This window comes from Micromonospora sp. WMMA1976, assembly GCF_027497335.1.
GTDB classification, from domain to species: Bacteria; Actinomycetota; Actinomycetes; order Mycobacteriales; family Micromonosporaceae; genus Micromonospora; species Micromonospora aurantiaca.
Genome location: NZ_CP114912.1, coordinates 3,722,591 through 3,748,312 on the forward strand (window position 1 = coordinate 3,722,591; position 25,722 = coordinate 3,748,312).

28 protein-coding genes are annotated in these 25,722 nt (G+C 72.0%); 17 read left to right on the top strand and 11 right to left on the bottom strand.

All coding sequences use genetic code 11. The features are described from left to right. Positions 1-31: 31 nt before the first annotated feature. The 17 genes from O7546_RS17265 (at position 32) to O7546_RS17345 (ending at position 15,972) form a co-directional block, all read left to right on the top strand. Entirely contained in the window at positions 32-1,108 is a 1,077-nt protein-coding gene (locus O7546_RS17265) for a class I SAM-dependent methyltransferase (RefSeq protein WP_194799034.1), read from the top strand. Continuing rightward, positions 1,108-1,419: a hypothetical protein gene (locus O7546_RS17270; RefSeq protein WP_194799033.1), complete on the top strand. Its 312-nt coding sequence runs from the start codon at positions 1,108-1,110 to the stop codon at positions 1,417-1,419. Before O7546_RS17265 ends, O7546_RS17270 begins: the two co-directional genes overlap by 1 nt. Next, positions 1,419-1,805 carry a hypothetical protein gene (locus O7546_RS17275; RefSeq protein ID WP_194799032.1) on the top strand — a complete coding sequence of 129 codons (387 nt, stop codon included), beginning with the start codon at positions 1,419-1,421 and terminating at the stop codon, positions 1,803-1,805. The genes O7546_RS17270 and O7546_RS17275 overlap by 1 nt, the downstream gene beginning before the upstream one ends. 99 nt (positions 1,806-1,904) lie before the next feature. Further along, positions 1,905-3,014 (top strand): ABC transporter substrate-binding protein, encoded by a 1,110-nt coding sequence (locus O7546_RS17280; protein ID WP_194799031.1) that lies wholly within the window; start codon positions 1,905-1,907, stop codon positions 3,012-3,014. A gap of 76 nt (positions 3,015-3,090) precedes the next feature. Then, positions 3,091-3,870, top strand: a complete 780-nt coding sequence (locus tag O7546_RS17285; RefSeq protein WP_120573737.1) for an ABC transporter ATP-binding protein — start codon at positions 3,091-3,093, stop codon at positions 3,868-3,870. A 12-nt stretch (positions 3,871-3,882) separates the two neighbouring features. Then, positions 3,883-4,743 (top strand): ABC transporter permease, encoded by an 861-nt coding sequence (locus O7546_RS17290; protein WP_091417004.1) that lies wholly within the window; start codon positions 3,883-3,885, stop codon positions 4,741-4,743. 100 nt (positions 4,744-4,843) lie between these two features. After that, a complete protein-coding gene (locus O7546_RS17295; protein WP_281599436.1) occupies positions 4,844-5,590 on the top strand; it encodes an SDR family NAD(P)-dependent oxidoreductase in 747 nt (248 codons plus the stop codon). Positions 5,591-5,625: 35 nt separating this feature from the next. Then, the gene (locus O7546_RS17300) at positions 5,626-6,990 is read left to right on the top strand and encodes a M20/M25/M40 family metallo-hydrolase (RefSeq protein WP_194799029.1); all 1,365 of its coding nucleotides are present in this window, start codon (positions 5,626-5,628) and stop codon (positions 6,988-6,990) included. Beyond that, complete coding sequence (locus tag O7546_RS17305; RefSeq protein WP_194799028.1) at positions 6,987-7,814, top strand: alpha/beta fold hydrolase; 828 nt, start codon at positions 6,987-6,989, stop codon at positions 7,812-7,814. Before O7546_RS17300 ends, O7546_RS17305 begins: the two co-directional genes overlap by 4 nt. Further along, entirely contained in the window at positions 7,811-8,275 is a 465-nt protein-coding gene (locus O7546_RS17310) for an Ohr family peroxiredoxin (RefSeq protein ID WP_194799027.1), read from the top strand. The genes O7546_RS17305 and O7546_RS17310 overlap by 4 nt, the downstream gene beginning before the upstream one ends. Then, positions 8,262-9,251, top strand: coding sequence for an EamA family transporter (locus O7546_RS17315; protein ID WP_194799026.1), 990 nt, complete (start codon positions 8,262-8,264; stop codon positions 9,249-9,251). The genes O7546_RS17310 and O7546_RS17315 overlap by 14 nt, the downstream gene beginning before the upstream one ends. Positions 9,252-9,296: 45 nt before the next feature. Beyond that, positions 9,297-10,154, top strand: coding sequence for an IclR family transcriptional regulator (locus O7546_RS17320; protein ID WP_135240658.1), 858 nt, complete (start codon positions 9,297-9,299; stop codon positions 10,152-10,154). After that, positions 10,147-11,346 carry a CoA transferase gene (locus O7546_RS17325; protein ID WP_194799025.1) on the top strand — a complete coding sequence of 400 codons (1,200 nt, stop codon included), beginning with the start codon at positions 10,147-10,149 and terminating at the stop codon, positions 11,344-11,346. Before O7546_RS17320 ends, O7546_RS17325 begins: the two co-directional genes overlap by 8 nt. A gap of 31 nt (positions 11,347-11,377) precedes the next feature. Beyond that, positions 11,378-12,217 carry a cyclase family protein gene (locus tag O7546_RS17330; protein WP_194799024.1) on the top strand — a complete coding sequence of 280 codons (840 nt, stop codon included), beginning with the start codon at positions 11,378-11,380 and terminating at the stop codon, positions 12,215-12,217. Next, positions 12,210-13,616, top strand: a complete 1,407-nt coding sequence (locus O7546_RS17335) for an MmgE/PrpD family protein (RefSeq protein ID WP_194799023.1) — start codon at positions 12,210-12,212, stop codon at positions 13,614-13,616. Before O7546_RS17330 ends, O7546_RS17335 begins: the two co-directional genes overlap by 8 nt. A gap of 22 nt (positions 13,617-13,638) precedes the next feature. After that, complete coding sequence (locus O7546_RS17340) at positions 13,639-15,102, top strand: dihydroorotase family protein (protein ID WP_194799022.1); 1,464 nt, start codon at positions 13,639-13,641, stop codon at positions 15,100-15,102. Between the two features lie 12 nt (positions 15,103-15,114). Then, on the top strand, positions 15,115-15,972 hold the full coding sequence (locus O7546_RS17345; RefSeq protein WP_281599445.1) for a CoA ester lyase: 858 nt from the start codon (positions 15,115-15,117) through the stop codon (positions 15,970-15,972). A 58-nt stretch (positions 15,973-16,030) separates the two neighbouring features. Here the strand turns inward: O7546_RS17345 and O7546_RS17350 are convergent, their stop codons facing one another. The 11 genes from O7546_RS17350 to O7546_RS17400 are packed head-to-tail and all read right to left on the bottom strand — an operon-like array spanning position 16,031 to position 25,525. After that, positions 16,031-16,666 carry a GntR family transcriptional regulator gene (locus O7546_RS17350; RefSeq protein WP_013286904.1) on the bottom strand — a complete coding sequence of 212 codons (636 nt, stop codon included), beginning with the start codon at positions 16,664-16,666 and terminating at the stop codon, positions 16,031-16,033. Between the two features lie 29 nt (positions 16,667-16,695). Continuing rightward, a complete protein-coding gene (locus O7546_RS17355) occupies positions 16,696-17,445 on the bottom strand; it encodes an SDR family oxidoreductase (RefSeq protein WP_269697192.1) in 750 nt (249 codons plus the stop codon). Then, positions 17,442-18,599: a CoA transferase gene (locus O7546_RS17360; protein ID WP_269697193.1), complete on the bottom strand. Its 1,158-nt coding sequence runs from the start codon at positions 18,597-18,599 to the stop codon at positions 17,442-17,444. The genes O7546_RS17355 and O7546_RS17360 overlap by 4 nt, the downstream gene beginning before the upstream one ends. Further along, on the bottom strand, positions 18,596-19,480 hold the full coding sequence (locus tag O7546_RS17365) for a hydroxymethylglutaryl-CoA lyase (protein WP_194799019.1): 885 nt from the start codon (positions 19,478-19,480) through the stop codon (positions 18,596-18,598). The genes O7546_RS17360 and O7546_RS17365 overlap by 4 nt, the downstream gene beginning before the upstream one ends. Next, a complete protein-coding gene (locus O7546_RS17370) occupies positions 19,477-19,908 on the bottom strand; it encodes a heme-binding protein (protein WP_013286908.1) in 432 nt (143 codons plus the stop codon). The genes O7546_RS17365 and O7546_RS17370 overlap by 4 nt, the downstream gene beginning before the upstream one ends. Positions 19,909-19,918: 10 nt before the next feature. Beyond that, the gene (locus O7546_RS17375; RefSeq protein WP_281599449.1) at positions 19,919-21,127 is read right to left on the bottom strand and encodes a CoA transferase; all 1,209 of its coding nucleotides are present in this window, start codon (positions 21,125-21,127) and stop codon (positions 19,919-19,921) included. Continuing rightward, positions 21,124-21,423: a NifU family protein gene (locus tag O7546_RS17380; RefSeq protein WP_194799017.1), complete on the bottom strand. Its 300-nt coding sequence runs from the start codon at positions 21,421-21,423 to the stop codon at positions 21,124-21,126. The genes O7546_RS17375 and O7546_RS17380 overlap by 4 nt, the downstream gene beginning before the upstream one ends. Continuing rightward, complete coding sequence (locus tag O7546_RS17385; RefSeq protein WP_151498808.1) at positions 21,413-22,453, bottom strand: amidohydrolase family protein; 1,041 nt, start codon at positions 22,451-22,453, stop codon at positions 21,413-21,415. The genes O7546_RS17380 and O7546_RS17385 overlap by 11 nt, the downstream gene beginning before the upstream one ends. Continuing rightward, a complete protein-coding gene (locus O7546_RS17390; protein WP_194799016.1) occupies positions 22,450-23,547 on the bottom strand; it encodes an ABC transporter permease in 1,098 nt (365 codons plus the stop codon). The genes O7546_RS17385 and O7546_RS17390 overlap by 4 nt, the downstream gene beginning before the upstream one ends. Then, positions 23,544-24,320, bottom strand: coding sequence for an ATP-binding cassette domain-containing protein (locus O7546_RS17395; protein ID WP_194799015.1), 777 nt, complete (start codon positions 24,318-24,320; stop codon positions 23,544-23,546). Before O7546_RS17395 ends, O7546_RS17390 begins: the two co-directional genes overlap by 4 nt. Beyond that, positions 24,317-25,525 carry a substrate-binding domain-containing protein gene (locus O7546_RS17400; protein ID WP_281599452.1) on the bottom strand — a complete coding sequence of 403 codons (1,209 nt, stop codon included), beginning with the start codon at positions 25,523-25,525 and terminating at the stop codon, positions 24,317-24,319. The genes O7546_RS17395 and O7546_RS17400 overlap by 4 nt, the downstream gene beginning before the upstream one ends. Positions 25,526-25,722 lie beyond the last annotated feature (197 nt).

The window sequence follows — 25,722 nt, forward strand, 5'->3', positions numbered from 1 at the left end:
CGGACCTCCCCCACCTGTAGAGGAGACAAGCATGCTGGACATCGAGGAGCGCCTCACCCTGGATGAGCGTTCCGCCGTGGACTTCGTCCTCGGCCTGCGCAAGCGATGGGCGGACACCGTCTACCCGGCGCTGCGCGACGAGTACGGCGCCACCGGGGCGTCGGCCACGACGATCGCCGACGCCGGTCAGGTGCTGCGTGGTCTTCCGCTCTACCCGTGGTTCAGCCACCTGGAGCGGGTGCAGCAGAAGATGCTCTGGAAGGTCGCGGGCGACGCGGTGCTCAGCCGCCGCGAGGAGCTGACCGACCAGCTCACCTCGCTGCCCGAGCAGCCGAAGGGCTCGCTGGAGCTGAACCCCGACCTGGAACTGCCGGACTGGTACACCGACTACGACATCCACATCCAGCCCGGCAGCTTCTTCTCCGACGACATGTCGGCCTACGTGTACGAGTTCGGCGCGCGCATCGTCATGCTGCGCGACAACGACGGCTACAAGTTCCACACGCTGTTCGCCAAGACCGCGCTGCCCGAACTGCCGGCGGCGACCCGGATCGTCGACATCGGGTGCGGTTTCGGCAAGAGCACCCGCCCGCTGCCGGCCAAGTACCCGACCGCGCAGGTGATCGGCGTGGACCTGGCCGCGCCGGGTCTGCGCCTGGCCCACGCCGAGGCCGAGGCGACCGGACTCGCGATCGACTACCGGCAGGCCGACGGCCGGGCCACCGGCATCGAGTCGGACAGCTGCGACGTGGTCACCGGCACGATGGTGCTGCACGAGATGCCGGCCGCCGCGATCCGGGAGACGATCCTGGAGGCCGCGCGCCTGCTCAAGCCGGGCGGCTCGCTGCGCTTCCTGGAGTTCATGCTCACCGGCGACCCGCTGCGCGACGCCACCGTCTACGAGCACGCCGAGCGCAACAACGAGCCGTTCTTCCACGACCTGTTCGGCTCCGACCTGATCGAGGTCTGCACCGAGGCCGGTCTGACCGACGTGTCGTGGACCCCGTTCGACGAGCGCCGCAACGGTGTCCAGCCGCAGGGCTGGGGCGACCGTCCCGAGTGGCACTTCCCCTGGGCCGTACTGGCCGCGACCAAGCCGGAGGCGTGATGAGCAACGAGTTCGACTACTTCGGAGACCCCAAGGTCGGCAAGCTGCTCGACCTGGTGCTGCAGCTCTCCACCGAGCTGCACGTGACCCGCCAGCGAGTACGCGTCGTCGAGGCGCTGCTGACCCGCTCCGGCGCGCTCACCGCGGGCGCCGTCGACGAGTTCGTCTCCACCGAGGAGGAGCAGCAGGTCCTCGACCGGGAGCGGGACGCGCTGCTGGCCCGCCTGATGCGCATCCTCACCGAGCACGGCCCCGCGGAGCACCCGCTGCGGGACCAGTGGGAGGCGGCGCTGAGCGAGAAGACCGGCTGATGAGCACACCGGACGCGCCCGGTCTGATCGACAGCTACCTGCAGCTGTGCGAGGACCGCGAACTCGACGAAGCGGGGCGCTTTCTCGCGGACGGGGCGCGGTTGGTCTTCCCGGGCGGCCGGGAGTACTCGTCGCTGCGGGAGATGGCGGCCGCGTCGACCGGAACCTACCGGTGGGTGCGCAAGCACCGGGACCGCTACCTGGTGGGCGAGACCGACGGGCGGGTCACGGTGACCTCGCTCGGGCGGCTGTACGGGGAATGGCTCGACGGCACTCCGTTCGAGGACATCCGCTACGCGGACGTCTTCGTGCTCGACGGCGGACTGATCGTCGAGCAGCACGTCTACAACGATCTGGCACTCGTCGCGCAGCAGCGCGACGCCTGACGGACAACGGTCGCGCGGCAGCGCGACAGCTGATTCCCCCACCTCCGCCGCTCCGGCGGCGGAGGTGGTCTCCCCCGACTCATGACGAGGTGTGTGCATATGAAACGAAAGTGGGCTCTGCTCCCGGCGGCGTTGGCCACCGCGCTGGTCCTGGCCGCGTGCGGCGGCGGCTCCGACGACGAGGCCGGTGGCGAGGGCAAGGAGGCGAAGCTGACCATGGCCATCGCCTCCGCCGTGATCGGCCCGAAGGAGGAGGTGGCCGTCTACGCGGTCGCCAAGGAACTCGGCTACTTCGCCGAGGAGAAGCTGACCGTCGAGACGATCAACGCCGACGGCTCGGTCGCCGCCCTCCAGGCGGTCGCGTCCGGCAGCGGCGACATCACCCCCGCCGACGCCGGCTCGGCGCTCGGCGCGGTGGAGAAGAACGTGCCGATCAAGGCCGTCGGCGGCCTGGTGCAGAACTGGCCGTGGGTGATGGCGGTCAAGCCGGACTCCCCGATCACCGGCGGCGCGGACCTGCGCGGCAAGAAGATCGGCGTGATCAGCCTGGCCTCCGGCTCGGCCCCGTACGCCCGCGCCTACGTCAAGGCCGCCGGCCTGGACCCGGCCAAGGACGTCGAGCTGCTGCCGGTGGGCGTCGGCGCGCAGGCCGCCGCCGCGCTCAACGACGGCAAGGTCGACATGCTGGCGCTCTACACCCAGGCGTACGCGGTCATCGAGAACGCCGGCACCGAGCTGAAGTACCTGACCAACCCGGACGTGTTCTCCGGCATCCGGTCGCTCACCTTCAGCGTCGGCGCCCGTGACTTCGACGCCAAGAAGGACTCGTACGAGCGGTTCCTGCGCGCGGCGTACAAGGCGATGCTCTTCTCGGCCAAGAACCCCGAGGCCGCCATGAAGATCGGCTACAAGGTGTTCCCGCAGATCCTCGCCGGCAAGTCCGCCGACGAGCGCCTCAAGGCGGACACCGAGAGCCTGGCCGCCTGGCTGAAGACGGCCACCCCGGCCAGCGGCGACCCGGAGCAGTTCGGCGACTGGGGCGCGATCAGCGACGAGGAGTGGGCGAAGACCCAGGCGTACACCAAGGAGGCCGGGCAGATCACCGGCGAGGTCGACCTCAAGAAGCTGTGGGACCCGAGCCTGCTCTCCGGCGCCAACAACTTCGACAAGGCCGCGGTGCTGAGCAAGGCCGCGAACTACACCGCCTAGGCAGCGGACAGCGGAAGGGATTTGGATGGCCATCAAGGCGACGGCCCGCCGGGCGCAGACGCAGGCTCCGGCATCGGTGTCGGAAGACTCCTGGATCGAGATCGACGGGCTGGACAAGGAGTACCGGCCCCGGAAGTCGGCACCGACCCAGGCGTTGAGCGACATCAACCTGACGGTACGTCGCGGCGAGTTCATCTCGGTCGTGGGACCGTCCGGGTGCGGCAAGACCACTTTGCTGAAGATCCTCGCCGGGCTCAGCCCGAAGTCCGGCGGCGCGGTACGGATCGCCGGGCGGGACGTGACGAAGCCCCTTCCCGAGGTCGGGATGGTGTTCCAGGCACCGACGCTGCTGCCGTGGCGCACCATCTTCGACAACGTGATGGTGCCGGCGGAGATCCAGCGACTGGATCCCCGCCGGCACCGGGAACGCGCCCAGCAACTGCTCGAGATGGTCGGTCTCAACGGCTTCGAGCAGAAGTACCCGCACGAGCTCAGCGGCGGCATGCAGCAGCGGGCCGGCATCTGCCGGGCGCTCGTGCACGACCCGGCGGTACTGCTGATGGACGAGCCGTTCGGCGCGCTCGACGCGATGACCCGCGAGTACATGAACGTGGAGCTGCTGCGCATCTGGCAGGAGAGCAACCAGACGATCGTGCTGGTCACGCACTCCATCCCGGAGGCGGTCTTCCTCTCCGACCGAGTGGTGGTACTCAGCCCCCGGCCGGGCCGCATCGCGGAGGTCATGGACATCGACCTGGAACGGCCGCGTGACCTCGGTGTCATGTCGTCCGACCGGGCCGGGGTCTACGTGGAGCGGATCCGCCGACACTTCAACGCCGCCGGCGTTATCGACTGACGAGGGACAGCCATGGCAACAAGCAACCTGGTCCGCGAGCCGGCCCAGCCACCGGCGCCGTCCGCCCGGCCCGCCCGGCCCGCCCGGCGCAAGTTCGACCTCCGCGAGAAGCCCCAGCTCTGGCTGGTCCCGACGGTCTTCGTCGTGGTCGTGCTGGCCTGGGAGTACGGTGTCCAGCTCATCGGCGTCGACGAGTACGTCCTGCCGCTGCCGTCGAGCGTGGTCGAGTCGCTGTGGCAGCAGCTCGGCGACGACCAGTTCTGGGGTCACTTCTGGGTGACCACCCAGGAGGCGCTGCTCGGGTTCGTGATCGGTGTCGGGGCGGCGCTGCTCCTCGGCACGTTCATCTCCCAGATCAAGATCGTCGAAGCCACCCTGATGCCGTACATCGTGGCCTTCCAGACCGTGCCGAAGGTCGCCCTGGCCCCGCTGTTCGTGGTCTGGTTCGGTTTCGGCCTGACCAGCAAGGTGGTCATGGCCGCGGTGATCTCGTTCTTCCCGATGCTCGTAAACGTCATCGAGGGCCTGCGGGCGGCCGACGCCGACAAGATCCAGATGCTGACCGTGTTCGGCGCGAGCAAGACCCAGATCTTCCGGATGGTCCGGCTGCCCAGCGCACTGCCGTTCATCTTCGCCGGCCTGGACATCGGCATCGTCTTCGCCATCCTCGGCGCGGTCGTCGGCGAGTTCATCGGCGCCAAGGAGGGCCTGGGCTACCTGCTGCTGCAGACCAACTACAACTTCGACATCGCCGGCATGTTCGCCGTCCTGGTGGTGCTGTCGGTGATGGGTCTGGTGGCGCACTTCGTGATCCGGCTGCTGCAGAAGCGGCTGGCCTTCTGGGCCGAGGACACGAAGGTGATCGGCGCGTGACGACAGCTGACGGGACCGCCGTCACGCGTGCGGAGCACCGGCCGGGCGTGGTTCACGCCCGCCCGGCCGGTGGCCGAACGGGAAAGGCAGGACACAAGACATGAACACCGATCCGAACCGGTTCGACGGGCGGGTGGCACTGGTCACCGGCGCGGCCCGCGGCATCGGCGCCCGCATCGCCGCGACCCTCACCGAGCGCGGCGCGACGGTGGCGCAGGCCGACCTGCTCGACGACTGGGCGGAGGCCGAGCTGACCGGCGGCGCGCACACCCGCCACCGGGTGGACGTCCGGTCGGCCGCCTCCTGCGCCGGCCTGGTGGCCGAGGTCGTGGACGCCCACGGGCGCCTGGACCTGCTCGTCAACAACGCCGGGATCGTCCGGCGCGGGCCCGCCGCGACGATGTCCGAGGAGGACTTCACCACCGTCCTGGACGTCAACCTGACCGGCACGTTCCGGATGAGCCAGGCCGCGTACCCGGCGCTGCGGCAGACCCGCGGCGCGGTGGTGAACATCGGCTCCACGAACGGGCACATCGCGGTGCTGAACACGCTCGGGTACTGCGTCAGCAAGGCCGGCGTGATGCACATGGCACGCGTGCTGGCGCTGGAGTGGGCGCCGGACCGGATCCGGGTCAACGCCGTCGGACCCACGATCGTGCCCACCGACATGACCGCCGACGTCCGCGGCGACGACGCGTACCTGGCCGACAAGATGGCCTCCATCCCGCTGGGCCGGATGGCGCAGCCGCAGGACGTCGCGAACGCGGTCGCCTACCTGCTCAGTGACGCCGCCGCCATGACCACCGGGCAGACGATCTTCGTCGACGGCGGCGTCACCATCCACTGACTTCCCCCTCTCCGACCCCTTCTGTGAGGACCACCATGCCCAAACCGGATACCGCGGCCGCCCTGGCGGCCGTCGACAAGCACTTCGACGAGTTCGTCGAGGAGCTCCAGCAGCTGTGCCGCATCCGCAGCCGCCGCCAGGAGCCGGAGCAGATGGAGGCCACCGCCGAGTTCATCGCCGGGTCGGTCCGCCGCTGGGGCGGCGAAGCCGAGATCATCCCGTGGGAGCAGTCGTACCCGTACGTGCTGGCCGAGGTGCCGGGCGAGGGTGACAAGGCGCTGCTGCACTTCACCCACTACGACGTGGAGGTCGAGCCGGCCGGTGACGACGCCGACTGGATCAGCCCGCCGTACGCGGCGGAGATCCACGACGGCCGGCTGTACGCCCGGGGCGTGGCCGACGACAAGGGCGTCGTCATGTCCCGCATCCACGCGGCGGCGGCCTGGAAGCTGGCCGGGCTGACCCCGCCGGTGACCAACCGGATCATCTTCGAGGGCAAGAAGTGGCTGCACAGCCCGGGTCTGGGCTCGTTCGTGCAGGCGCACGCCGACCGGCTCGCCAGCGACGCGGCCCTGTGGGAGAACTCCTGGCTCGACGGCGAGGATCGGCTGCTGCTCAAGCTCGCCGAGAAGGGCGTGCTCTACCTGCGGCTCACCGCGCAGACCCTGCCGCGCGACCTGACCAGCCAGAACACCGCGCTGCTGCCGGCCGCCACGGCCCGGCTGGCCGCCGCCCTGGCGCAGTTGCAGCGGCCCGACGGCACCGTGACGATCCCCGGTTTCGCCGACGACGCCCGGCCGCCGACGGACGAGGAGCGGGCGCTGCTGGAGAAGGTGGCGTTCGACGGGGACTTCCTGCGCAAGCGGGCCCAGGTCGACCGGTTCACCGGTGACCTGGACGACCAGGGCGCCGCGGTCGCCATCCGGACCGTGCCGACGCTCACCGTCGCCGGTTTCGCCGGCGGCGACATGCGCGACGACGTGACGCTCGGCATCCCGTCGACCGCCTCGGCGAAGCTGGAGATCCGGCTGGTGCCGGGCCAGGACCCGGACCGGGTGCTCGGCTGCATCCGCGACCACCTGGCGGCGACCGGCTTCGGTGACCTGCGCATCGAGGTGATGGCGACCAGCCGGCCCAACCTCACCGACCACCGGGACCCGTTCGTCGCGCTGGTCGCCGACGCGGCCCGCCGGGTGTACGGGACCGAGCCGGTGATCGAGCCGTACACGCAGTGGATCGGCAACCAGGGCGTGATCGCCGACCGGCCGATCGTCGGCGTCGGTGTGTCCCGCGCCGACTCCGGTGTGGACGGCCCGAACGAGAACATCCGGCTGGACGACTACAAGGCCGGCATCAAGCACGTCATCGAGGTCATGGCGGCGCTGGCGGTGACGGAGTGACCCGGGCCCGCGGCGTGGCCCGCCGCGCCTACGTCGACGTGCCGTGGGGTCAGGTGCACTACCGGCACGGCGGCGACGCCGACGCCCCGGTGCTGCTGATGCTGCACCAGTCCCCGCTCTCCTCGGCCACCTACGACGCGGTGATCGAGCCGCTGGCCCGCCGCGGCCTGCGGGTGATCGCCCCGGACACGCCGGGCTTCGGCATGTCCGACGCGCCCCCGCGCCCGTGGTCCATCCCGGAGTACGCGGCCGGGGTGTGGCAGTTCGCCGACGCCCTCGGGCTGTCCCGGGTGCACCTGCTCGGGCAGCACACCGGCGCGATCGTCGGCGCGGAGGCGCTGATGTCGGCGCCGCAGCGGGTGCACCGGCTGATCCTGCAGGGCATCCCGCTCTACGACGAGCAGGAGCGGGCGGAGAAGAAGCGGTCGTACGCGCCCGGCTACTCCCCGGCGCGCGACGGCGGGCACCTGAAGGTGATCTGGGACCGGGTGTACGGCCTGTACCCGCGCCTGACCCCGGAGGAGGCGAACCGCCAGGTCACCGAGTACCTGCTGACCGGTCCGGACTACGCCACCGCGTACCGGGCGGTGTTCGACCACCACGTGGACACCGCCGCCCTGGACGCGCTGCCCATCGTGCTGCTGCACGGCGCCGACGACCTGCTGGACCGGATGACGCCGCAGGTGCGGGCCGCGCTGCCCGGCGCCGAGCTGGTGACCATCCCCGGCGGCACCGACTTCGTGGCCGACGAGCAGCCGGAGGCGTTCGCCGACGCGGTCGCCGCGCAGGTGCACGCCGACCTCGGGCGGGAGGTGGCGGCATGAGCGCCGGCACCCCGGCCGCCGACGCGAAGGTCGTCCCGGCGAACACGCTCTACACCGCCACCGTCGAGGTCTCCGGCGGCCGGGGCGGCAGCGCCCGGTCGCGGACCGGGTCGCTGCGGGTCGACCTGACCCGTCCCGCCCAGCGGGGTCCGGACGCGCCCGGCACCGACCCGGAGGAGCTGTTCGCGGCCGGCTACGCGGCCTGCTTCGACAGCGCGCTCGCGGTCGCCGCCCGGCAGGCCGGCGTCAAGCCCGGCCCGACGACGGTGACCGCCTCGGTCTCCCTCGGGCAGACCGAGGACGGCCGGTACGCGATCGCCGTGGTGCTGGACGTGTCCGCGCCGCAGTGCCCGCAGGCCGACCTGGAACGCGCCGTGGAGCTGGCCGACCAGATGTGTCCCTACTCGAACGCCCTGCGGGGCAACACCGCGGTGGCGATCCGGGTCGATGGCCACCGCTGACCTGACCGAGCCCGCAGCGGTCCGCCACCCGGCGGATCCGCAGCGGCCCGCCGGCCCGATGGCCCTCGCCGTCGGGCTCGGCGCGGTCTACCTGATCTGGGGCTCGACCTACCTGGGCAACCGGGTGGCCCTGGACAGCATCCCGCCGCTGGTCGCCACCTCGGCCCGGTTCCTGGCCGCCGCGCTGCTGCTGTTCGCGGTGGCGGCGCTGCGCCGGGGACCGGCCGGGCTGCTGCTGCCCCGGCAGCAGTGGGGCGGGGTGGGCGCCAGCGGGCTGCTGATGGTCGGTGCGGGCAGCGCACTGCTAGCCCTGGGCCAGCAGTACGTGCCGACCGGGCTGACGTCGCTGGTGGTGGCCGGCATGCCGCTGTGGGTGCTGGTGCTGCGGCTGGCGGTCGGCCCACGGCCGTCGGCACTCGCGGCGGTGGGCGTACTGGGCGGTGTGGCCGGGCTGGCGCTGCTGTTCTCGGTGCCGACGAAGGGATGGCACCTCGGCGGGATGCTGCTGCTGGTGGTCTCCACGATGGTCTGGGCGCTGGGCTCGACGCTGTCGCAGCGGCTGCACATGCCGGCCGACCACCTGGTCGGCACCGGCTGGCAGATGCTCGTCGGCGGCGTCGCGGTGGCGGTGGCGAGCGTGGTCAGCGGTGAGCTGGGACGGTTCGACCCGGCCGGCGTCACCGGCCGGTCCTGGCTGGCGTGGACCTACCTGATGCTGGTGTGCACAGTGGTCGGCTTCAGCGTCTACACGTGGCTGCTGCGCAACGCGCCGATCCAGCTCGCGTCCACCTACGCGTACGTCAACCCGGTGGTGGCGGTCCTGCTCGGCATGATGGTGCTGGATGAATCGTTGTCCGGACGACAGGTGCTCGCCGGTGCCGTGGTGCTCGCCTCGGTGGCGCTCGTCATCGCGCGGGAGCGACCCCGGCAGGCCGACGGCCTTCCGCCCGGGAAGACCCCCGTCGCGCCCGCCTGACGCCCGGCGACCCCACGCACGTACGTCGACAGTGGAGGAACAGAGATGATCACGACAGCGGTCGTCGAGAGCACCGCCGGCCGGACCCGGTCCGGTCTGGGACGCGCCCTCGACATCGTCAACATCATCGCCGAACGGGCACCGGAGACCCTCGGCGTGTCGACGATCGCGCGGGAACTGGGCCTGCCGAAGGCGGTCGCGCACCGCATCCTCAAGGAGCTGGTGGCCGACAACTTCCTCACCTTCAACGAGGAGACCAAGCGGTACCGCCTCGGCACCGGCGCGCTGGCGGTGGGCCTGGCCGCGCTGCGTGCCCTGGACGTGCCGGACATCGCGCGCCGGTACCTGGTCCGGCTGGTCCGCGACAGCGGCGAGACCGCCACGCTGTCGGTGCGGCAGGGCTGGTCGCGCGTCTACATCGACCAGGTGCTCTCGCCGCACGAGGTCCGGATGTCGGTGTCCCTGGGCACCAGCCACGCGCTGCACTCCGGGTCGTCGTCGAAGGCGATCCTGGCCGCGCTGCCGGACGCCGAGGTCGACGACTACCTCGGTCACCACCCGCTGGACGCGGTCACCCCGGCCACCATCACCTCCACCGCCAAGCTGCGGGCCGACCTGGCCCGGATCCGGCGTCAGGGGTACGCGGTGAGCATGGGCGAACGGCAGAACGGCGCGGGGAGCGTGGCCGCGCCGGTGCGGTACGCGACCGGGCAGGTGTTCGGCTCGATCTCGCTGTGCGGGCCGCAGAACCGGTTCACCCCGGAGGTGTGCGCGGCGCACGGCGCGCTGGTCGCCGCGGCGGCGGCGGAGATCTCCGCCGAACTGGGTTTCCGGCCGCCGGCGCAGCGCGTCGCCGGCCGGACGGGTCAGGAACAGAACTGGGGAGGTGGAACAGGTGAGTGACGGACCGCTGACGGGCCTGCGGGTGCTTGACGTCTCGACGATCCTCGCCGGGCCGCTGTGCTGTCAGATCCTCGGCGACTACGGCGCCGACGTGATCAAGATCGAGCACCCGACCATGGGTGACAGCATGCGCGGCCACGGCAAGGCCAAGGACGGCCATCCCCTGTGGTGGAAGGAGATCTCCCGCAACAAGCGGCTGGTCGGGCTGAACCTGTCCGCGCCGGAGGGCGCGGCGCTGCTGTTGCGGCTGGCCGAGCGGGCCGACGTGCTGGTGGAGAACTTCCGGCCGGGCACGCTGGAGCGCTGGGGCGTCGGCCCGGAGGAACTGCACCGGGTCAACCCCGGTCTGGTGATCGCCCGGATCACCGGTTTCGGGCAGACCGGCCCGTACGCCTCCCGCGCCGGGTTCGGCACGCTGGCCGAGGCGATGAGCGGCTTCGCCCACCTGACCGGTACGGCCGACGGCCCGCCCACGCTGCCCGCGTTCGGGCTGGCCGACAGCATCTGCGGCATCGCCACCTCGTCGGCGGTGATGATGGCGCTGTGGCACCGGGAGCGCTCCGGCGGCCGGGGCCAGGTCGTCGACATGAGCCTGCTGGAGCCGATCATGACCGCTGTCGGTCCCGGCCCCACGGTCTACGACCAGCTCGGCGTGGTGGAGCAGCGGCAGGGCAACCGCTCGACGAACAACGCGCCGCGCAACACGTACCAGACCAAGGACGGGTCGTGGGTGGCGATCTCCACCAGCGCCCAGGCCATCGCCGAGCGGGTGCTGCGGCTGGTGGGCCACCCCGAGGTGATCGACGAGCCGTGGTTCCGTACCGGCGTCGGGCGGGTGGCGCACGCGGACCTGCTCGACGAGTACGTGGGGTCCTGGATCGCCGAGCGCACCCGCGACGAGGTGACCGCGGCGTTCGCCGAGGCCGGCGCCGCTGTCGCACCGGTCTACAGCGCCAGGGACATCGTCGAGGACCCGCACGTCCGGGCCACCGAGATGATCACCACGGTCGACGATCCGGACCTCGGCCCGATGCGGATGCACAACGTCATGTGGCGGATGTCGGAGACGCCGGGCCGGATCCGGTTCACCGGCCGCTCCCCCGGCGCCGACACCGACGCCCTGCTCGTCGAGGAACTCGGCTGCGACCCGGCCGAGATCGCCGACCTGAAAGCCCGTGGCGTCGTCGCCTGACGACGCCGACAGCCGAAACGCGAGGAACCCCGTGGGCACCACAGCCAGAACCGCCGACCGCCTGCTCGACGCCGTGCAGGCCGGTGTCACGATCTACGACCTGGGCCGGCGGCTGACCGTCGGCATGCCGCAGTCACCGAACCACCCGGCGTTCGGGCTCACCCTGCCGCGCCGCCACGGCGACATGGTGCGCGCCGACGGCGGCTCCGCCGCCAACGACCTGCTGGTGATGGGCACGCACGTCGGCACGCACGTCGACGCGCTCGCGCACGTCTCCCAGGACGGCCGGCTGCACGGCGGCGCCGACGCCGCCGCCGCGCAGGTCGGCGGCCGGTTCGACGAGCTGGGCGTGCACACCGTCGCGCCGATGGTCCGCCGGGGCGTGCTGCTGGACGTGCCCGCCGCGCTGGGCGTGGAGGCCTGCGAGCCCGGCTACGAGATCACCCCCGCCGACCTGGACGCCGCGGAGTCCCGGCAGGGCACGCCGGTGGGCGCCGGTGACGTCGTGCTCATCCGCAGCGGGTGGGGCCGGCTGTTCGACCACGAGGACCGCAACCAGTACATCGGCAAGGACTCCGGCGTGCCGGGGGTCGGCGCGGACGGCGCGACCTGGCTGGCGCAGCGCCAGGTGCACGCCGCCGGCGCGGACACCATCGCCTTCGAGTGCCTGCACCCGGGCAAGGGCCACAGCTCGCTGCCGGCGCACCGGATCCTGCTGGTGGAGCACGGCATCTACCTGATCGAGACGATGGCGCTGGAGGAGCTGGCCCGCGACGAGGTGCACGAGTTCACCTTCGTCATGGCGCCGCTGCCGCTGTACGGCGCCACCGGCTCCCCGGTGCGCCCGCTGGCGGTGATCAGCCGTGGCTGAGCCGACCCTGGGCCGCCACCTGGCCACCTTCGCCGCCGACACCGCCGCCGAGACGCTGCCCGACGAGGTGGTCGCCAGCGTCCGGGCCCGCGTCCTGGACGTGCTCGGGCTCTGCGTGGCGGCCCGGCCGCTGCCGACCAGCCAGGCGGCCCTCGCCTACGTCGAGGAGCAGGGCGGCCGTGGTCAGGCCACCGTCGTCGGCCTGGACGAGAAGGCACCCGCGGCGCTGGCCGCGTTCGCCAACGGCGTGCTGGCGCACTCGCTCGACTACGACGACACGCACCTGCCGTCGGTGCTGCACCCCAGCGCGTCGGTGGTGCCGGCCGCGCTGGCCGCCGCCGAGGCGTCCGGTGCGTCCGGGCAGGAGACCGTCGCGGCCATCGCGGTGGGCCTGGAGGTGTGCGTGCGGCTCGGCATGGCCGGGTACGACCCGGCCGCCGGCAACTCCGTCTTCTTCGAGCACGGGCAGCACGCCACCTCGATCTGCGGCACGCTCGGCGGCGCGGTGGCGGCGGCCCGGCTGCTGAAGCTGGACGCCGACGGCGCGCTCGACGCGCTCGGGGTGTCCGCCTCGATGGCGGCCGGTCTGATCGAGTCCAACCGCAACGGCGGCACCGTCAAGCGGATCCACTGCGGCTGGGCCGCGCACGCGGCGGTGAGCGCCGCGCAGCTGGCCCGGCACGGCGTGACCGGCCCGCCGACCGTGCTGGAGGGACGCTTCGGCTTCTTCCAGGCGTTCCTGCGCGGCGAGTTCGACGGCGACGAGATCGTCCGCGGGCTCGGCACCGACTGGGCGGTACCGGGCATCTTCTTCAAGCCGTACCCGGCGAACCACTTCACCCACGCCGCCATCGACGCGGCGATCGCGCTGCGCGAGCGCGGGTTGCCGCTGGACGAGATCGAGTCGATCACGCTCGGCGTGCCGACGCCGACGGTGCGCACCATCGGCCAGCCCATCGAGCGCAAGCGGGCGCCGCAGACCGGCTACGAGGCGCAGTTCAGCGGCCCGTACGCGGTGGTCGCCGGCCTGATCGGCGGCGGCGGTCTGGGCGTGGACCTCGCCGACTTCACCGACGCCCTGGCGCACGACCCGCAGCGGCGGGCGCTGATGGCGCTTGTCGACGTGGTGGGCGACGAGCGGTGCGACGCGATCTTCCCGCACCAGTTCCCGGCCGTGCTGCGGGTGGTCACCCGCGACGGGCGGGAGTGGGTGCAGGAGGTGCTCGCCAACCGGGGCGGGCCGCAGCGTCCGCTCAGCGACGCCGAACTGGCGGTCAAGTTCCGCACCAACGCCGCCGCCCTGCCGGCGGCGACCGCCGACCGCATCACCGAGGAGGTCCACCGGCTGGACCGGGCCCCCGACGTCCACGGCCTGATGGGCCTGATCAACCGCCGCTGAACCGAGCACGAGGAGCAACACCATGAGCACGTACGACCTGCTGCTGACGAACGTCCGCGTGGTCCGGCACGACCGGCCCGAACCCGAGCTGATGGACATCGGCGTCACCGACGGGCGGATCAGCCGCGTCGCGCCGCAGATCGACCGGGCGGAGGCCGCCCAGGTCGTCGACGGCGGAGGCCGGCTCGCCTTCCCCGGCGTGGTGGACGCGCACCAGCACTGGGGCATCTACAACCCGCTGAGCGAGGACGCCGTCTCGGAGAGCCGCGCGTCGGTGCAGGGCGGCGTCACCACGGCGCTGAACTACATGCGCACCGGGCAGTACTACCTCAACCGCGGCGGCCGGTACGCCGACTTCTTCCCCGAGGTGCTGGCCGCGACCGAGGGCCGCTCCTACATCGACTACGGCTTCCACCTGGCGCCCATGTCGCGGGAGCACATCGGCGAGGTGCCGTCGCTGGTGGAGGAGCACGGCGTCACCTCGTTCAAGATCTTCATGTTCTACGGCAGCCACGGCCTGCACGGCCGGTCCACCGACCAGAACTCGTTCCTGATGATCCCGGAGGGCGAGCGGTACGACTACGCCCACTTCGAGTTCGTGATGCGCGGCGTCCAGGCGGCCCGGGAGCGTTTCCCCGAGCTGGCCGACGAGATCTCGCTGTCGCTGCACTGCGAGACCGCCGAGATCATGAGCGCGTACACCAAGCAGGTCGAGCAGGACGGCACGCTGCGCGGGCTGGAGGCGTACCACGCGTCGCGGCCGCCGCACTCCGAGGGACTGGCCGTGTCGATCGCGTCGTACCTGGCGCACGAGACCGGTCTGCCGAAGATCAACCTGCTGCACCTGACCTCGGAGAAGGCTGTCGACGCGGCGCTGCGGATGGCGCGGGCGTTCCCGCACATCGACTTCCGCCGCGAGGTGACCATCGGCCACCTGGTCGCCGACATCGACACCGCGCACGGACTGGGCGGCAAGGTCAACCCGCCGCTGCGCCCGCGCGCCGACGTCGAGGCGCTCTGGGGGTACGTCCTGGACGGCAAGATCGACTGGGTGGTCAGCGACCACGCCTGCTGCAAGGACGAGGTCAAGTTCGGTGAGCCGCGCGACGACATCTTCGTCGCCAAGTCCGGCTTCGGCGGCGCCGAGTACCTGCTGCCCGGCCTGGTCACCGAGGGCAACCGGCGCGGTCTGTCGTACCAGCGGGTGGCGGAGCTGACCTCGTGGAACCCGGCGCAGCGCTTCGGCCTGCGCAACAAGGGCGCGCTGCTGCAGGGCTACGACGCCGACATCTGCCTGGTCGACCCGGACTCGACCTGGACGGTGCGCGCCGAGGACTCCGAGTCGACGCAGGAGTACACGCCGTTCGAGGGCTTCGAGCTCACCGCCCGGGTCACCGACACCTTCGTCCGCGGGCAGCACGTGCTCGTCGACGGCAAGGTGACCGGCGAGCCGGCCGGCCGCTACCTCGCCCGCCCGCAGCGGTAGGGGGAACGACTGATGGCGGTGGCGCGCAGTTACCTGTACGTGCCGGGCGACCGGGCGGACCTGCTGGACAAGGCGGCCGGGCGGGGCGCGGACGCGCTCGTGTTCGACCTGGAGGACGCGGTCACGCCGGCCCGCAAGGCGCAGGCCCGGGAGACGGTCGCCGGGTTCCTGGGCGCCGCCGCCCCGTCCGGCCCGGAGCTGTGGGTGCGGATCAACAGCGACCAGGTCGAGGCGGACGTCGAGGTCCTCTCCCCCGCCGCGGCCGGGGTGTGGGTGCCGAAGGCCGAGCCGGAACTGCTCGCCGAGGTCGACGCCGCGCTGACCCGGGTGCAGCGGCGGCTCGGCCCGGACGCCCCGGCGTTCCGGGTGGTGGCGCTGATCGAGACCGCCCGGGGCGTGCTCACCGCGCCGCGGGTGGCCGCCGCGCCCCGGGTGCTACGGCTCGGCCTCGGCGAGGCGGACCTCGCCGGTGAGCTGGGGCTTCAGCCGGGGCCGGACCGGGCGGAGTTCGCCCCGATCCGCTCCCAGGTCGTCGTCGCGTCGGCGGCCGCCGGCATCGCCCCCGCGGTGGGGCCGGTGGAGACCACGCTGCGCGACCCGGAACGGCTGGAGCGGACCACCCGGGCGCTGCTGCGGCAGGGCTTCCGGGCCCGCAGCGCCATCCACCCCGGGCAGATCGCGACGATCAACGAGGTGTTCACCCCCACCGAGGCCGAGGTGGCCTCCGCCCGGGCCGTGCTGGCGGCGCTGGAGCAGGCCGAACGCGGCGGCTCCGGGGTGGCCACCGACGCCGGCGGGCGGCTGCTGGACCGGGCGGTGGTGCGCGCCGCCACCGAGGTGGTACGCCGCGCCGAGGCGTCCGCCGGATGACCCGGAACGCCGGGCCGGGGACCGTCGACGGGTACGACGTGTCCCGGCCCGGCGTGGGTCAGGGCGTGCCGAGGGTGGCGCGGGCGGCCAGGATGTGCGCCCGCATCACCGAGCCGGCCCAGGCCCGGTCGCGCGCCTCGAACGCGTCGATCAGCTCCCGGTGGTGCGACATGCTGCGCGCCATCGCCGCCTCGTCGTACCGGCGGAACGTACGGTTCACCAGCGGCGTCTGCACCACCGCCCCGAGCAGCGCGCTCAACCGGCGGTTCCGCCCGGCGCCCAGGATGATCTCGTGGAACTGCGCGTTGCAGACCGCGATCCGGTCCGCCCGGTCCCGCCGCTGACCGGCCGCGTAGCCCTCCATCTCGGCGCACAGCTCGCGCAACCGGGCGATCTCCTCCGGCGTGATCCGGGTCGCGGCCAGCTCGGCGCCGTACCCCTCCAGCAGGGCGCGCAGCTCGAAGATCTCCTCCAGGTCCTGCTCCCGCCAGGCCGGGACGGTGGCGCCCCGGTTGGCCTCCCAGTCCACCAGGCCCTCGGCGTGCAGCCGGCGCAGCGCCTCCCGCACCGGGGTGCGGCTCACCCCCACCGCGGCGGCGAGATCCTCCTCGGAGAGCTTCTTCCCCGGCTCGTACGCCCCGCCGAGGATGCGCGTCTTGATCGACTCGTACGCCGACTGCGTGGCCCGGCCCATGCGTCCCCCTCTGTTCACCGATGGTGAACCTACATCGACGCGGTGGAACCGCCGTCGACGGCGTACTCGGAGCCGGTCACCTGCCGGGCCCGGTCGCCGGCGAGGAACAGCACCACCTCGGCGACGTCCTCCGGCTCGTTCATCCGGCCCAGCGGCAGCCGGCGCAGCTCGTGCACGACGTGGTCGGCGGCGGCGGAGACGTCGATGCCGAGCCGGAGCGCGACCGACTCCAGGTAGGCGTGCATGGTCGCGGTCCGGGTCGGGCCGGGCGCGACGGTGTTCACCCGCACGCCCCGGGAGCCGTACTCCAGGGCGAGGCCCTTGGCGAGGCTGAGCAGCGCGGCCTTGCTGACCGCGTAGTCGAGCATGTGCGGCTTCGGGTGCCGCGCCGCCTCGGAGCCGATGGTGACCACGCTGCCGCCGCCCCGCTCGACCATGAGCGGCACGAGCGCGCGGCACAGACGTACGCAGGACATCACGTTCACGTCCCAGGTGCGCTGCCAGGCCGCGTCGTCGATGTCGGTGAACGCGTCCCGGTACGGTGCGAGCGCCACGTTGTTGACGAGCACGTCCGCGCCGCCGTACCGGCTGGTCACCTCCCGCACGACGGCGGCGACGCCGACCGGGGTGCCCAGGTCGGCGGTGACCGGGACGCCCACGCAGGCGGAGACGTCCAGGTCGGCGGAGAGCACCTCGGCGCCCTCGTCGGCCAGCCGCCGGGCCACGGCGAGCCCGATCCCCGATCCGGCGCCGGTGACGACCGCTACCCTGCCCCTCATCCGCTTCCCCCCTCGGTGCCGCCACCGGCGAGCACCTCGTCGGTGTGCTCGCCGAGCGTGGGTGCGAGCCGGCCGGACGGCAGCGGCGAGGCCGACATGACGATCGGCGAGGCGATGCTGCGCAGCCGCCCGGCCACCGGGTGCTCGACGATCGACACCAGGCCGGTCCCGGCCGCTTCCTCCGCGCGCAGGATCTCCTCGTAGCCGGCCAGCGGCGCGCACGGCACGTCGATCGCCGACAGCTCCGCCAGCCACTCGGCGGTGGTACGCCCGCGCAGCACCTCGGCCACCACCCGGTAGAGCCCGTCGGCGTTGGCGATCCGCTTGCCGACGGTGTCGTAGTCGGGGTGGCGCAGCAGGTCGGCGCGCCCGACCAGGGTGAGGAACCGGTCCCACTGCCGGCCGGTGTAGATCAGCACGCACAGGTGCCCGTCGGCGGTGGCGTACGGACGGCGGTTCGGCGCTGCGGTACGCGGGTAGAGCGGCGGCCCGGTGGGTGGGTCGAACGTCCAGCCGTCGAGCTGTTCGAGCAGGCCGAAGGCGACCATCGTGTCGTACATCGGCACCTCGACGCGCTGCCCCTCGCCGGTGGCGTCGCGATGGCGCAGCGCGGCTAGCACGGCGGTGGACGCGGTGAGCCCGGTGATCTTGTCGGCGAGCGGCGTGACGACGTACCCGGGCTGGTCCTGGTTGACGCTCTGCAGCCGGGCGATCCCGGAGGCGCCCTGGATCACGTCGTCGTACGCGGGCCGGTCGGCGTGCCGGCCGGTGCCCCGGAAGCCGGGGATCGCGCAGTAGACGATCGCCGGATGCAGCGCGCGTACGTCGTCGTAGGTGAGCGCGAGCCGGGCCACGGCGGCCGGGCGCATGTTGTGCACAAGCACGTCCACCGTCGGCACCAGCCGGTCGAACGCGGCCCGGTCGGCGGGCGCCTTGAGGTCCAGCAGGACGCTCTTCTTGCCCCGGTTCATGTTGAGGAACACCGCCGCCATGCCGGGGGTGCGGGCGGCGCCGAGCTGGCGGGCGATGTCGCCGCCCGGCGGCTCCACCTTGATCACCTCGGCGCCCAGGTCGGCCAGCATCAGCGTGCAGTACGGACCGGAGAACGTGCTGGTCAGGTCCAGCACCCGCACTCCGGCCAGCGGCCCGGTCACGGGAACCCACCGGCCCGGCTCAGCATGCCCGGCAGCTCGGCGCCGAACACCTCGCCCAGCCACCTGGCGTTGCCGATCGCGGCCTCCTGCGACACCCCGGTCGGTGTCCCGGAGCGTTCCAGCGCGTACACCACGTCCTCGGTGGCCACGTTGCCGGTGGCGGCCGGCGCGAACGGGCAGCCGCCGATACCGCCGACGCTGGCGTCGATCGCCCGCGCCCCGGCCCCGACGGCGGCCAGGACGTTGGCCAGGCCCAGGTTGCGGGTGTTGTGGAAGTGCCCGCGCAGGCTCGCGCCGGTGCGCTCGCGCACGGCCGTGAACAGCCGCTCCACCTGGGACGGCACGGCCACGCCGATGGTGTCGGCGAGCGCCACCTCGTCCGGTGCCACCGGTGCCAGGTCGTCGACGACGCGCAGCACGCGCTCCGGCGGCGTCTCCCCCTCGAACGGGCAGCCGAACGCGGCCCCGACCGTGACCGACGCGCGCAGCCCCTGCTCGCGGGCGCGGGGCAGCAGCCGCCGCACCTCCGCGACCGCCTCCGCGGTGGTCGTGCCCTGGTTGCGCCGGCAGAACGTGTCGGTGGCGACCACCACGAAGTTGACCTCGGTGACGCCTGCGGCGACGGCCCGGTCCAGGCCGCGTCCGTTCATCACCAGGCCGATCGAGGCCAGGCCCGGCTCGTCACGGACCAGCGCCATCAGCGCGTCGGCGTCGGCGAGCTTCGGCACCTTCGCCGGGTTGACGAAGCTCGTCACCTCGACCCGCCGACTGCCCGCCGCGACGGCCCGGCGTACCAGTTCGGCCTTCTGCCCGGTGGTCAGCTCCGCCGGGTGGTTCTGCAGGCCGTCCCGGGGGCCGACCTCGACGATCTCGACGCTCAAGACAGCGCCTTCAGTCCGGCCTGCGCGACCTCCATGTCCTGCGTGTAGTGGCCGCCGCTGACCCCGATGCCGCCGACCAGCACGTCGTCGACCTTGACCGGATAGCCGCCGCCGAAGGTCACCAGCCGGTCGATCGCGGGCGGGGCGCCCATCGCCAGCGGGCCGTCGTCCTTGATGAAGTCGTACCAGCCGTCGCTGCTCAGCCCGAAACCGACTGCCGTGTACGCCTTGTCCTGCGCCAGCTGCACGCTCACCAGCGGCGCGCCGTCCATCCGCTCGTACGCCTTGAGCACGCCGCTCTCGTCGCACACCGCGACGGTGACCGCGAAGCCCATCTCCTCGGCCCGGGCGACGGCGGCGGCCACCATCGCCCGCGCGGCCGGCGCGGAGATCGAGCGCTTCTTCACCACGTACGGGTTCTTCGCCATGACTGCCTCCTCAGATCGCGCCGGCGGCGCGCAGTTCGGTGATCCGGTCGTCGGCCAGGCGCAGCACCTGGCGCAGGACCTCGTCGGTGTGCTCGCCCAGCCGGGGGCCCACCGAACGCAGCCGGCCCGGCGTGCGGGACAGCCGGGGCGCGACGTTCTGCATCGGGAACGCGCCCATCTCCGGGTGGTCGAGTTCGACGATCGCCTCGCGCGCGGCGAAGTGCTCGTCGGCCAGCATCTCCCGGGCGGTGTAGACCGACCCGGCGGGTACGCCGCCCAGATGCAGCAGCCGCAGCAGCGCGGCCGGCTCGAACGTGACGCTCCACGCCGCGATCAGGTCGTCCAGTTCGGCCTGGTGCGCGCCGCGGGCGGCGTGGGTGGCGTACCGCGGGTCGTCGGCCAGGTCCGGGCGGCCCATCACCGCCGCCAGGCGGCGGAACACCGTGTCCTGGTTCGCGGCGATCAGCACCGTGGCGCCGTCGCGCGTCGGGTACGCGTTGCTGGGTGCCACGTTGGGCAGGATCGAACCGGTCCGCTCCCTGACGTAGCCGGTGAGCGCGTACTCCGGCACGAGCGACTCCATCAGCGCCAGCACCGACTCGTAGATGGCACTGTCCACCACCTGCCCCTGGCCGGTGCTGCCCGCCACCCGCAACGCCATCATGGCGCCGAGCGCGGCGAACGTGCCGGCCAGCGAGTCGCCGAGGCTGACGCCGATGCGGCTCGGCGGCGTGGACGGGTCGCCGGTGACGTGCCGGATCCCGCCCATCGCCTCGCCGATCGAGCCGTAGCCGGCGCGGGAGGCGTACGGGCCGTCCTGCCCGAACGCGGTGACCCGCACGACGACCAGCCTCGGGTTGATCCGGTGCAGTTCCTCCGGCGCGAGCCCCCAGCGCTCCAGCGTGCCGGGGCGGAAGTTCTCCACGAACACGTCGGCGTCGGCGAGCAGGTCGCGCATGAGCTGCTGCCCCTCCGGCACCCGCAGGTTGCAGGTGACCGACTTCTTGTTGCGGGCCACCACCGGGAACCACAGCGACTTGCCGTGCGGCTTCTCCCGCCCCCACTGCCGCATCGGGTCACCGCCGTCGGGCTGCTCGACCTTGATCACCTCGGCGCCGAAGTCACCGAGCAGTTGCGCGCAGAACGGCCCGGCCAGCAGCACGCCGGCCTCCACCACCCGTACGCCGGTCAGCGGCCCGTCGGGAAAGCCGCCGGTCATCCGGCCGGCTCCGACAGTCCGAACATCTTCTCGATGCGCGCCTCGGCGAACCGGGAGACCGCGCCCGCCCGGGTCACCGAGCGGACACCCTCGATCTTCAGCAGCGCCGGGCGGACCAGCGAGCCCATGGTGACCGGCGCCGACGGGCAGGCCGCGCAGCGGCCGTGGAACGTCACCCGGGCGTCGCCGCGGGCGTCCACGTCGACTGTGACGCCGCCGCCGTGCGCCTCGACGAGCTGGCGTACCTTGCCGTCGAGCGCGCGGTCGGCGGCCTTCGCCGTCTTGTCAGCGCCCATCCTTGCGGCCCTTCTTCGCGGACTTCTTGCCGCTCTTGCCGTACAGCTCCTTCTTCTTGGCCTTCACGTCGATGCCGAGCACCCGGGCGAAGTTCAGGCCGAAGATCTTCTCCTTGATCTCGTCGGTCAGCTCCGGGTAGCCGTAGCCGTCCTGGAGGTCCTCCGGCATCTGCATCTCGGCGAACAGGTCGATGTACGCCTGCACCTTCGGCCAGACGAACGCCTCGGAGCCCCACAGCAGCCGGTCCGGGCCGACGTGCAGCAGGCACTTGCCGATGGCGTGCAGCGCGGCGCGGGGCGCGACCGGGTACTGGTTGATCCAGGCGGTGAGCGCGAGGTGGATGTTCTCGTACCGGGCGGCGATGTTGATCGTCTCGTTGATGAACGGCTCACCGAGGTGGTGCACGATGAACGTCATCTCGGGGAAGTCCTGCGCCGCGCGTTCCAGGTCGTACGGCGCCAGGTCGGCGATGTGCTGGGTGTTGAACGCCAGACCCTTGTGGAACTGCACGTTCGTCACGCCGTGCTCCAGGGCGGTCTCCCACAGCGGGTACGCGACCTGCCGGTCGTCGATCTTCCAGGACAGGCCGCCGGAGTGCGCCTGGTAGAACTTGAAGCTGGTGGCGCCCCACTCCTCGATCTGCCGGATCATCTCGGTCACCGCGCCGTAGCGGCCGTGGGTGATCGGGTCGACGCCGCCGCAGAACAGCACCCGGTCCGGGTACGCCTCCTTGAGCTTGTAGTTGTTCTCCGCCGGCGAGAAACCCAGCTTCCAGCCGCCGTGGCTGGGCACCGTCTGGGCCATCGCCATGTCGGTGTCGGACTCCTCGAACATCAGCCGGTACGCGTCCTCGACGGACAGTTCGCGGCCGGAGATGTCGTCGTACGGGTAGCCCGGGGCGGAGTACTTGCGGGCGTACTCGACGAGCGCGTTCGTCGACTTCTTCCCGCCGTGGTTGAAGTCGATGTTCTCGTCGGTGAGCTTGTACATGTGGATGGCGTTGTCGAGGACGAAGAAGCCGTTCTTCATGGGGTGGGACGTCCCTTCGGGGTGGTGTCGTGCTCCAGGCGTTCGACGTGCCGGACCGCGAGCTGTCGGCGGCGCCGCACCGACCAGGCGGCGACCGAGACGCCGGCGATGACGGCGAGGCCGTTGAAGACGCGCTCGATCCAGGTCGCGGCGCCGAGGTGTTGCAGGCCGGCGATGGTGAAGGTGATGAAGTACGCGGCGATCACGGTGCCGAGGATGTTGACCCGGCCGGGTCGCAGCGCGGCGGCGCCGAGGAAGGCGGCGGCGAAGGCGGGCAGCAGGAACTGCTCGCCGACCGTGGGCTGGGCCGAGCCGATCCGCGAGGCCAGCAGCACCCCGGCGAGCGAGGCGAGCACCGCCGCGCCGACGAACGCGCGGACGGTGTAGCTGCGGACGTCGATGCCGGCCCGGGCGGCGCCGCGCAGGTTGCCGTCCATCGCGTAGAGCCGCTGCCCGAACGGTGTCCAGACGACGATGAACTCCAGTGCCAGCACCAGCACCACGAGGTAGATCAGCGGCAGCGGGATGCCGCCCAGGTCGCCGCGGGCGATCTCGGTGAACGCCGGCGGCACGTTCTGGTACAGCACCCGGCCGCCGGTGACCATGTAGAGCAGACCCATCAGCAGGCTGCCCACGGCGAGCGTCGCGATGATCGAACTCATGCCGAACTTCAGCACCAGCAGGCTGTTGAGCAGGCCCACGGCGACGCCGACGGCGAGCACCGCCAGCAGGGCCAGCCAGATCGGTACGCCCTGCACCGCGATCAGCCAGATGCTCACGCCCTGCGCCAGGCCGAGCATCGGGCCGACCGACGCGTCCAGGTAGTGCGCCAGCAGCGGCAGCGTGGCGGCCATCGCCACGATCACCGTCACGGTCTGGTTGACCAGGATCAGCCGGAAGTTCGTGGTGGTGAAGTAGGTGTCCGGGGTGAGCACGGAGAAGACCGCGATCACCAGGACGAGCATGCCGAGCAGCCCGAACCGGCTCACCCCCTCGACCGCCCGCTCCCCGGCCCCGGCGCGGGACCGGTCGGCGCTCTGCTTGACGACGGTCCGGCCGCCGCCCGGGGGCGTCTGCGTGGTGGCGGTGGTCATCGGACCGCCTCCCCCGCCGTGGCGAGCGTGCCGGCGACGATCAGCTGCACGCACCGTTCGACGTCGAGCCCTTCGGTGGGGCCGTGGTAGACGTTGCGGCCGCCCTTCATCACCAGCAGCCGGTCGGCCATCGACAGGATCTCCGGAATCCGGTGGCTGATCACGATGACCGCGTAACCACGGTCGCGCAGCCGGCGGATCAGCGCGTTGACGCCGTCGGACTCGGTGGTGCCGAGCGCGGCGGTCGGCTCGTCCATCACCATCACGCGCGGCTCGTTCTCGGTGACCAGCGCGCGGGCGATGGCGACCATCTGCCGCTGCCCGCCGGAGAGCCCTTCGACCAGCACGTTCATGTCGTGCAGGTCGATGCCGAGTTCCTCCAGCACCGCGCGGGTGCGCTCGCGCATCGCCCGCTTGCGCAGCACCGGCAGGCCGCGTACGCCGCCGGTCCACTCGCGACCGAGGAAGACGTTCTCGACGATGCTCAGGTTGTCGGAGAGCCCGAGGTCCTGGTAGATCATCTCGATCCCGGCGGACCGGGCCGCGCCGATGGTGTGCGGCGTCAGGTCCCGGCCGGCCACCCGCAGGCGGCCCGTGTCCGGCGCCAGCGCACCGCTGACCATGCTCATCAGCGTGGACTTGCCGGCGCCGTTGTCCCCGACGACGCCCAGGATCTCGCCCGGGCGTACGTCGAAGGAGACGTCGGTGACGGCGCGTACCCGCCCGTAGGACTTGCTGACGCCCACCGCCTCCAGCACCGGGGCGGCACTCATCGGGCTTCGCTCCACATCTTCTCGTAGCGCTCGGCGTAGTTCACGTAGCTGTTCCAGTCGACGGCGCCGTCCTTGGGGGCGTTCGTCTTGTCGAAGACGGTCGCCGGGATGCCCTGCTCGGCGTCGGGCAGCGCGGGCTGACCGGCGGCGAGCCGGCCGACCTGGTCGATGGCGGCGTAGGCGTTCCAGCCGCGGATGGCGCCGAAGTCGGCGAGCTGGTCACCGGCGGCCACGCTGCCCAGCCGCTCCGGCTCGGCGTTCTTGGACAGCACCTTGATGTCGTTGCGCCCGGCGGCCCGGATGGCGGCGATGACGGACTCCACGCCGTTGCCGTACGGCGTGAGGATGTACTGCAGGTTGTCGCCGTGCTTCTGGATCAGCGAGGTGGTGATGTTCTGCATCTCGATCGGGTCGACCGCCTGCGCCAGCGTGCGCTCGCGGACCTCCAGCAGCTCGCAGCCGGTGCAGCCGGCGAGCACGCGCTTGCTGGCGTTGAGCGCCTCGACCAGGTGCGGGTAGCCGACGTCCCAGAGGAAGACGACCTTGGCCTTGCCGTTGGAGTCGGCGACGGCCTTCGCCGTGGCCAGCACCGCCTGGAACGTCTCCCGGCTGGACACGTGCGCGTCGTAGCCGACCGCGCCGCCCTCGGCGACGGCGGAGACGCCCACCACCGGGATCTTCGCCTTCTGCAGCTCGGCGATGCCGTCGGCGACCTGGTTCTCCGGGATGGCGACGGTGATGACGGCGGTGGGCTTGTTGGCGGCGGCGGTGGCCAGTGCCTTCTGGTAGCCCTCCGGGGTGCCCTGGCCGTCCAGGATCTCGGCGCTCCAGCCGAGCTTCTCGGCGATGGCGGTGGCGCGCTTGCCGACCTCCTCGCAGGAGGTGCCGATCTTGCAGACGATGATGTTGAGCTTGCCGTTCGCCGGCGGCTTCACCGAGGTCGTCGGTCCGGACCACTCCTCGTAGACCTTGATCTTGTCGAGGGTGATGTCGGCTTCCTTGCCCTCGAAGTAGAGCATTCCGCCGGTGCCGGCGGCGATCAGCTTGCGGGCCGTCTCGGTGTATTCGTCGTTGACCGCGGCGGGCGTGTCGGAGGCCGCGCTGTCCTCACCCGATCCGCAGGCGGCGGTGGTGAGCAGAAGGGCGGCCACCCCGAACGCGGCGGCGGCGGCGCGGAGCCGGCGGGCTCCGAAAGTGTGTGTCACGGTGCTACTCCCTCGGTGGGTGGCAGTCGTCGAAAGAAGCGAATCGATGAATCGGCGCAGGGAGGGGCGAAAATGAACCCGGCGCGTGACGGGCGCTTCGGGTTGCATGCAATCGCAGTCCAACACGATCAACATCGACAGTCAATAGTTCACAATGCCGAAACATAAGCCCTGTTAGCGAGCGTTTCGCCAGCCCA

What these genes read in the sequence shown, in the direction of transcription:
- O7546_RS17350 (WP_013286904.1), bottom strand. Translation starts at nt 16,666, where the DNA reads ATGGGCCGGGCCACGCAGTCGGCGTACGAGTCGATCAAGACGCGCATC.
- O7546_RS17290 (WP_091417004.1), top strand. Translation starts at nt 3,883, where the DNA reads ATGGCAACAAGCAACCTGGTCCGCGAGCCGGCCCAGCCACCGGCGCCG.
- O7546_RS17295 (WP_281599436.1), top strand. Translation starts at nt 4,844, where the DNA reads ATGAACACCGATCCGAACCGGTTCGACGGGCGGGTGGCACTGGTCACC.
- O7546_RS17370 (WP_013286908.1), bottom strand. Translation starts at nt 19,908, where the DNA reads ATGGCGAAGAACCCGTACGTGGTGAAGAAGCGCTCGATCTCCGCGCCG.
- O7546_RS17265 (WP_194799034.1), top strand. Translation starts at nt 32, where the DNA reads ATGCTGGACATCGAGGAGCGCCTCACCCTGGATGAGCGTTCCGCCGTG.
- O7546_RS17385 (WP_151498808.1), bottom strand. Translation starts at nt 22,453, where the DNA reads ATGAAGAACGGCTTCTTCGTCCTCGACAACGCCATCCACATGTACAAG.
- O7546_RS17395 (WP_194799015.1), bottom strand. Translation starts at nt 24,320, where the DNA reads ATGAGTGCCGCCCCGGTGCTGGAGGCGGTGGGCGTCAGCAAGTCCTAC.
- O7546_RS17380 (WP_194799017.1), bottom strand. Translation starts at nt 21,423, where the DNA reads ATGGGCGCTGACAAGACGGCGAAGGCCGCCGACCGCGCGCTCGACGGC.
- O7546_RS17270 (WP_194799033.1), top strand. Translation starts at nt 1,108, where the DNA reads ATGAGCAACGAGTTCGACTACTTCGGAGACCCCAAGGTCGGCAAGCTG.
- O7546_RS17300 (WP_194799029.1), top strand. Translation starts at nt 5,626, where the DNA reads ATGCCCAAACCGGATACCGCGGCCGCCCTGGCGGCCGTCGACAAGCAC.
- O7546_RS17275 (WP_194799032.1), top strand. Translation starts at nt 1,419, where the DNA reads ATGAGCACACCGGACGCGCCCGGTCTGATCGACAGCTACCTGCAGCTG.
- O7546_RS17315 (WP_194799026.1), top strand. Translation starts at nt 8,262, where the DNA reads ATGGCCACCGCTGACCTGACCGAGCCCGCAGCGGTCCGCCACCCGGCG.
- O7546_RS17320 (WP_135240658.1), top strand. Translation starts at nt 9,297, where the DNA reads ATGATCACGACAGCGGTCGTCGAGAGCACCGCCGGCCGGACCCGGTCC.
- O7546_RS17375 (WP_281599449.1), bottom strand. Translation starts at nt 21,127, where the DNA reads ATGACCGGCGGCTTTCCCGACGGGCCGCTGACCGGCGTACGGGTGGTG.
- O7546_RS17280 (WP_194799031.1), top strand. Translation starts at nt 1,905, where the DNA reads ATGAAACGAAAGTGGGCTCTGCTCCCGGCGGCGTTGGCCACCGCGCTG.
- O7546_RS17355 (WP_269697192.1), bottom strand. Translation starts at nt 17,445, where the DNA reads ATGAGGGGCAGGGTAGCGGTCGTCACCGGCGCCGGATCGGGGATCGGG.
- O7546_RS17340 (WP_194799022.1), top strand. Translation starts at nt 13,639, where the DNA reads ATGAGCACGTACGACCTGCTGCTGACGAACGTCCGCGTGGTCCGGCAC.
- O7546_RS17310 (WP_194799027.1), top strand. Translation starts at nt 7,811, where the DNA reads ATGAGCGCCGGCACCCCGGCCGCCGACGCGAAGGTCGTCCCGGCGAAC.
- O7546_RS17390 (WP_194799016.1), bottom strand. Translation starts at nt 23,547, where the DNA reads ATGACCACCGCCACCACGCAGACGCCCCCGGGCGGCGGCCGGACCGTC.
- O7546_RS17345 (WP_281599445.1), top strand. Translation starts at nt 15,115, where the DNA reads ATGGCGGTGGCGCGCAGTTACCTGTACGTGCCGGGCGACCGGGCGGAC.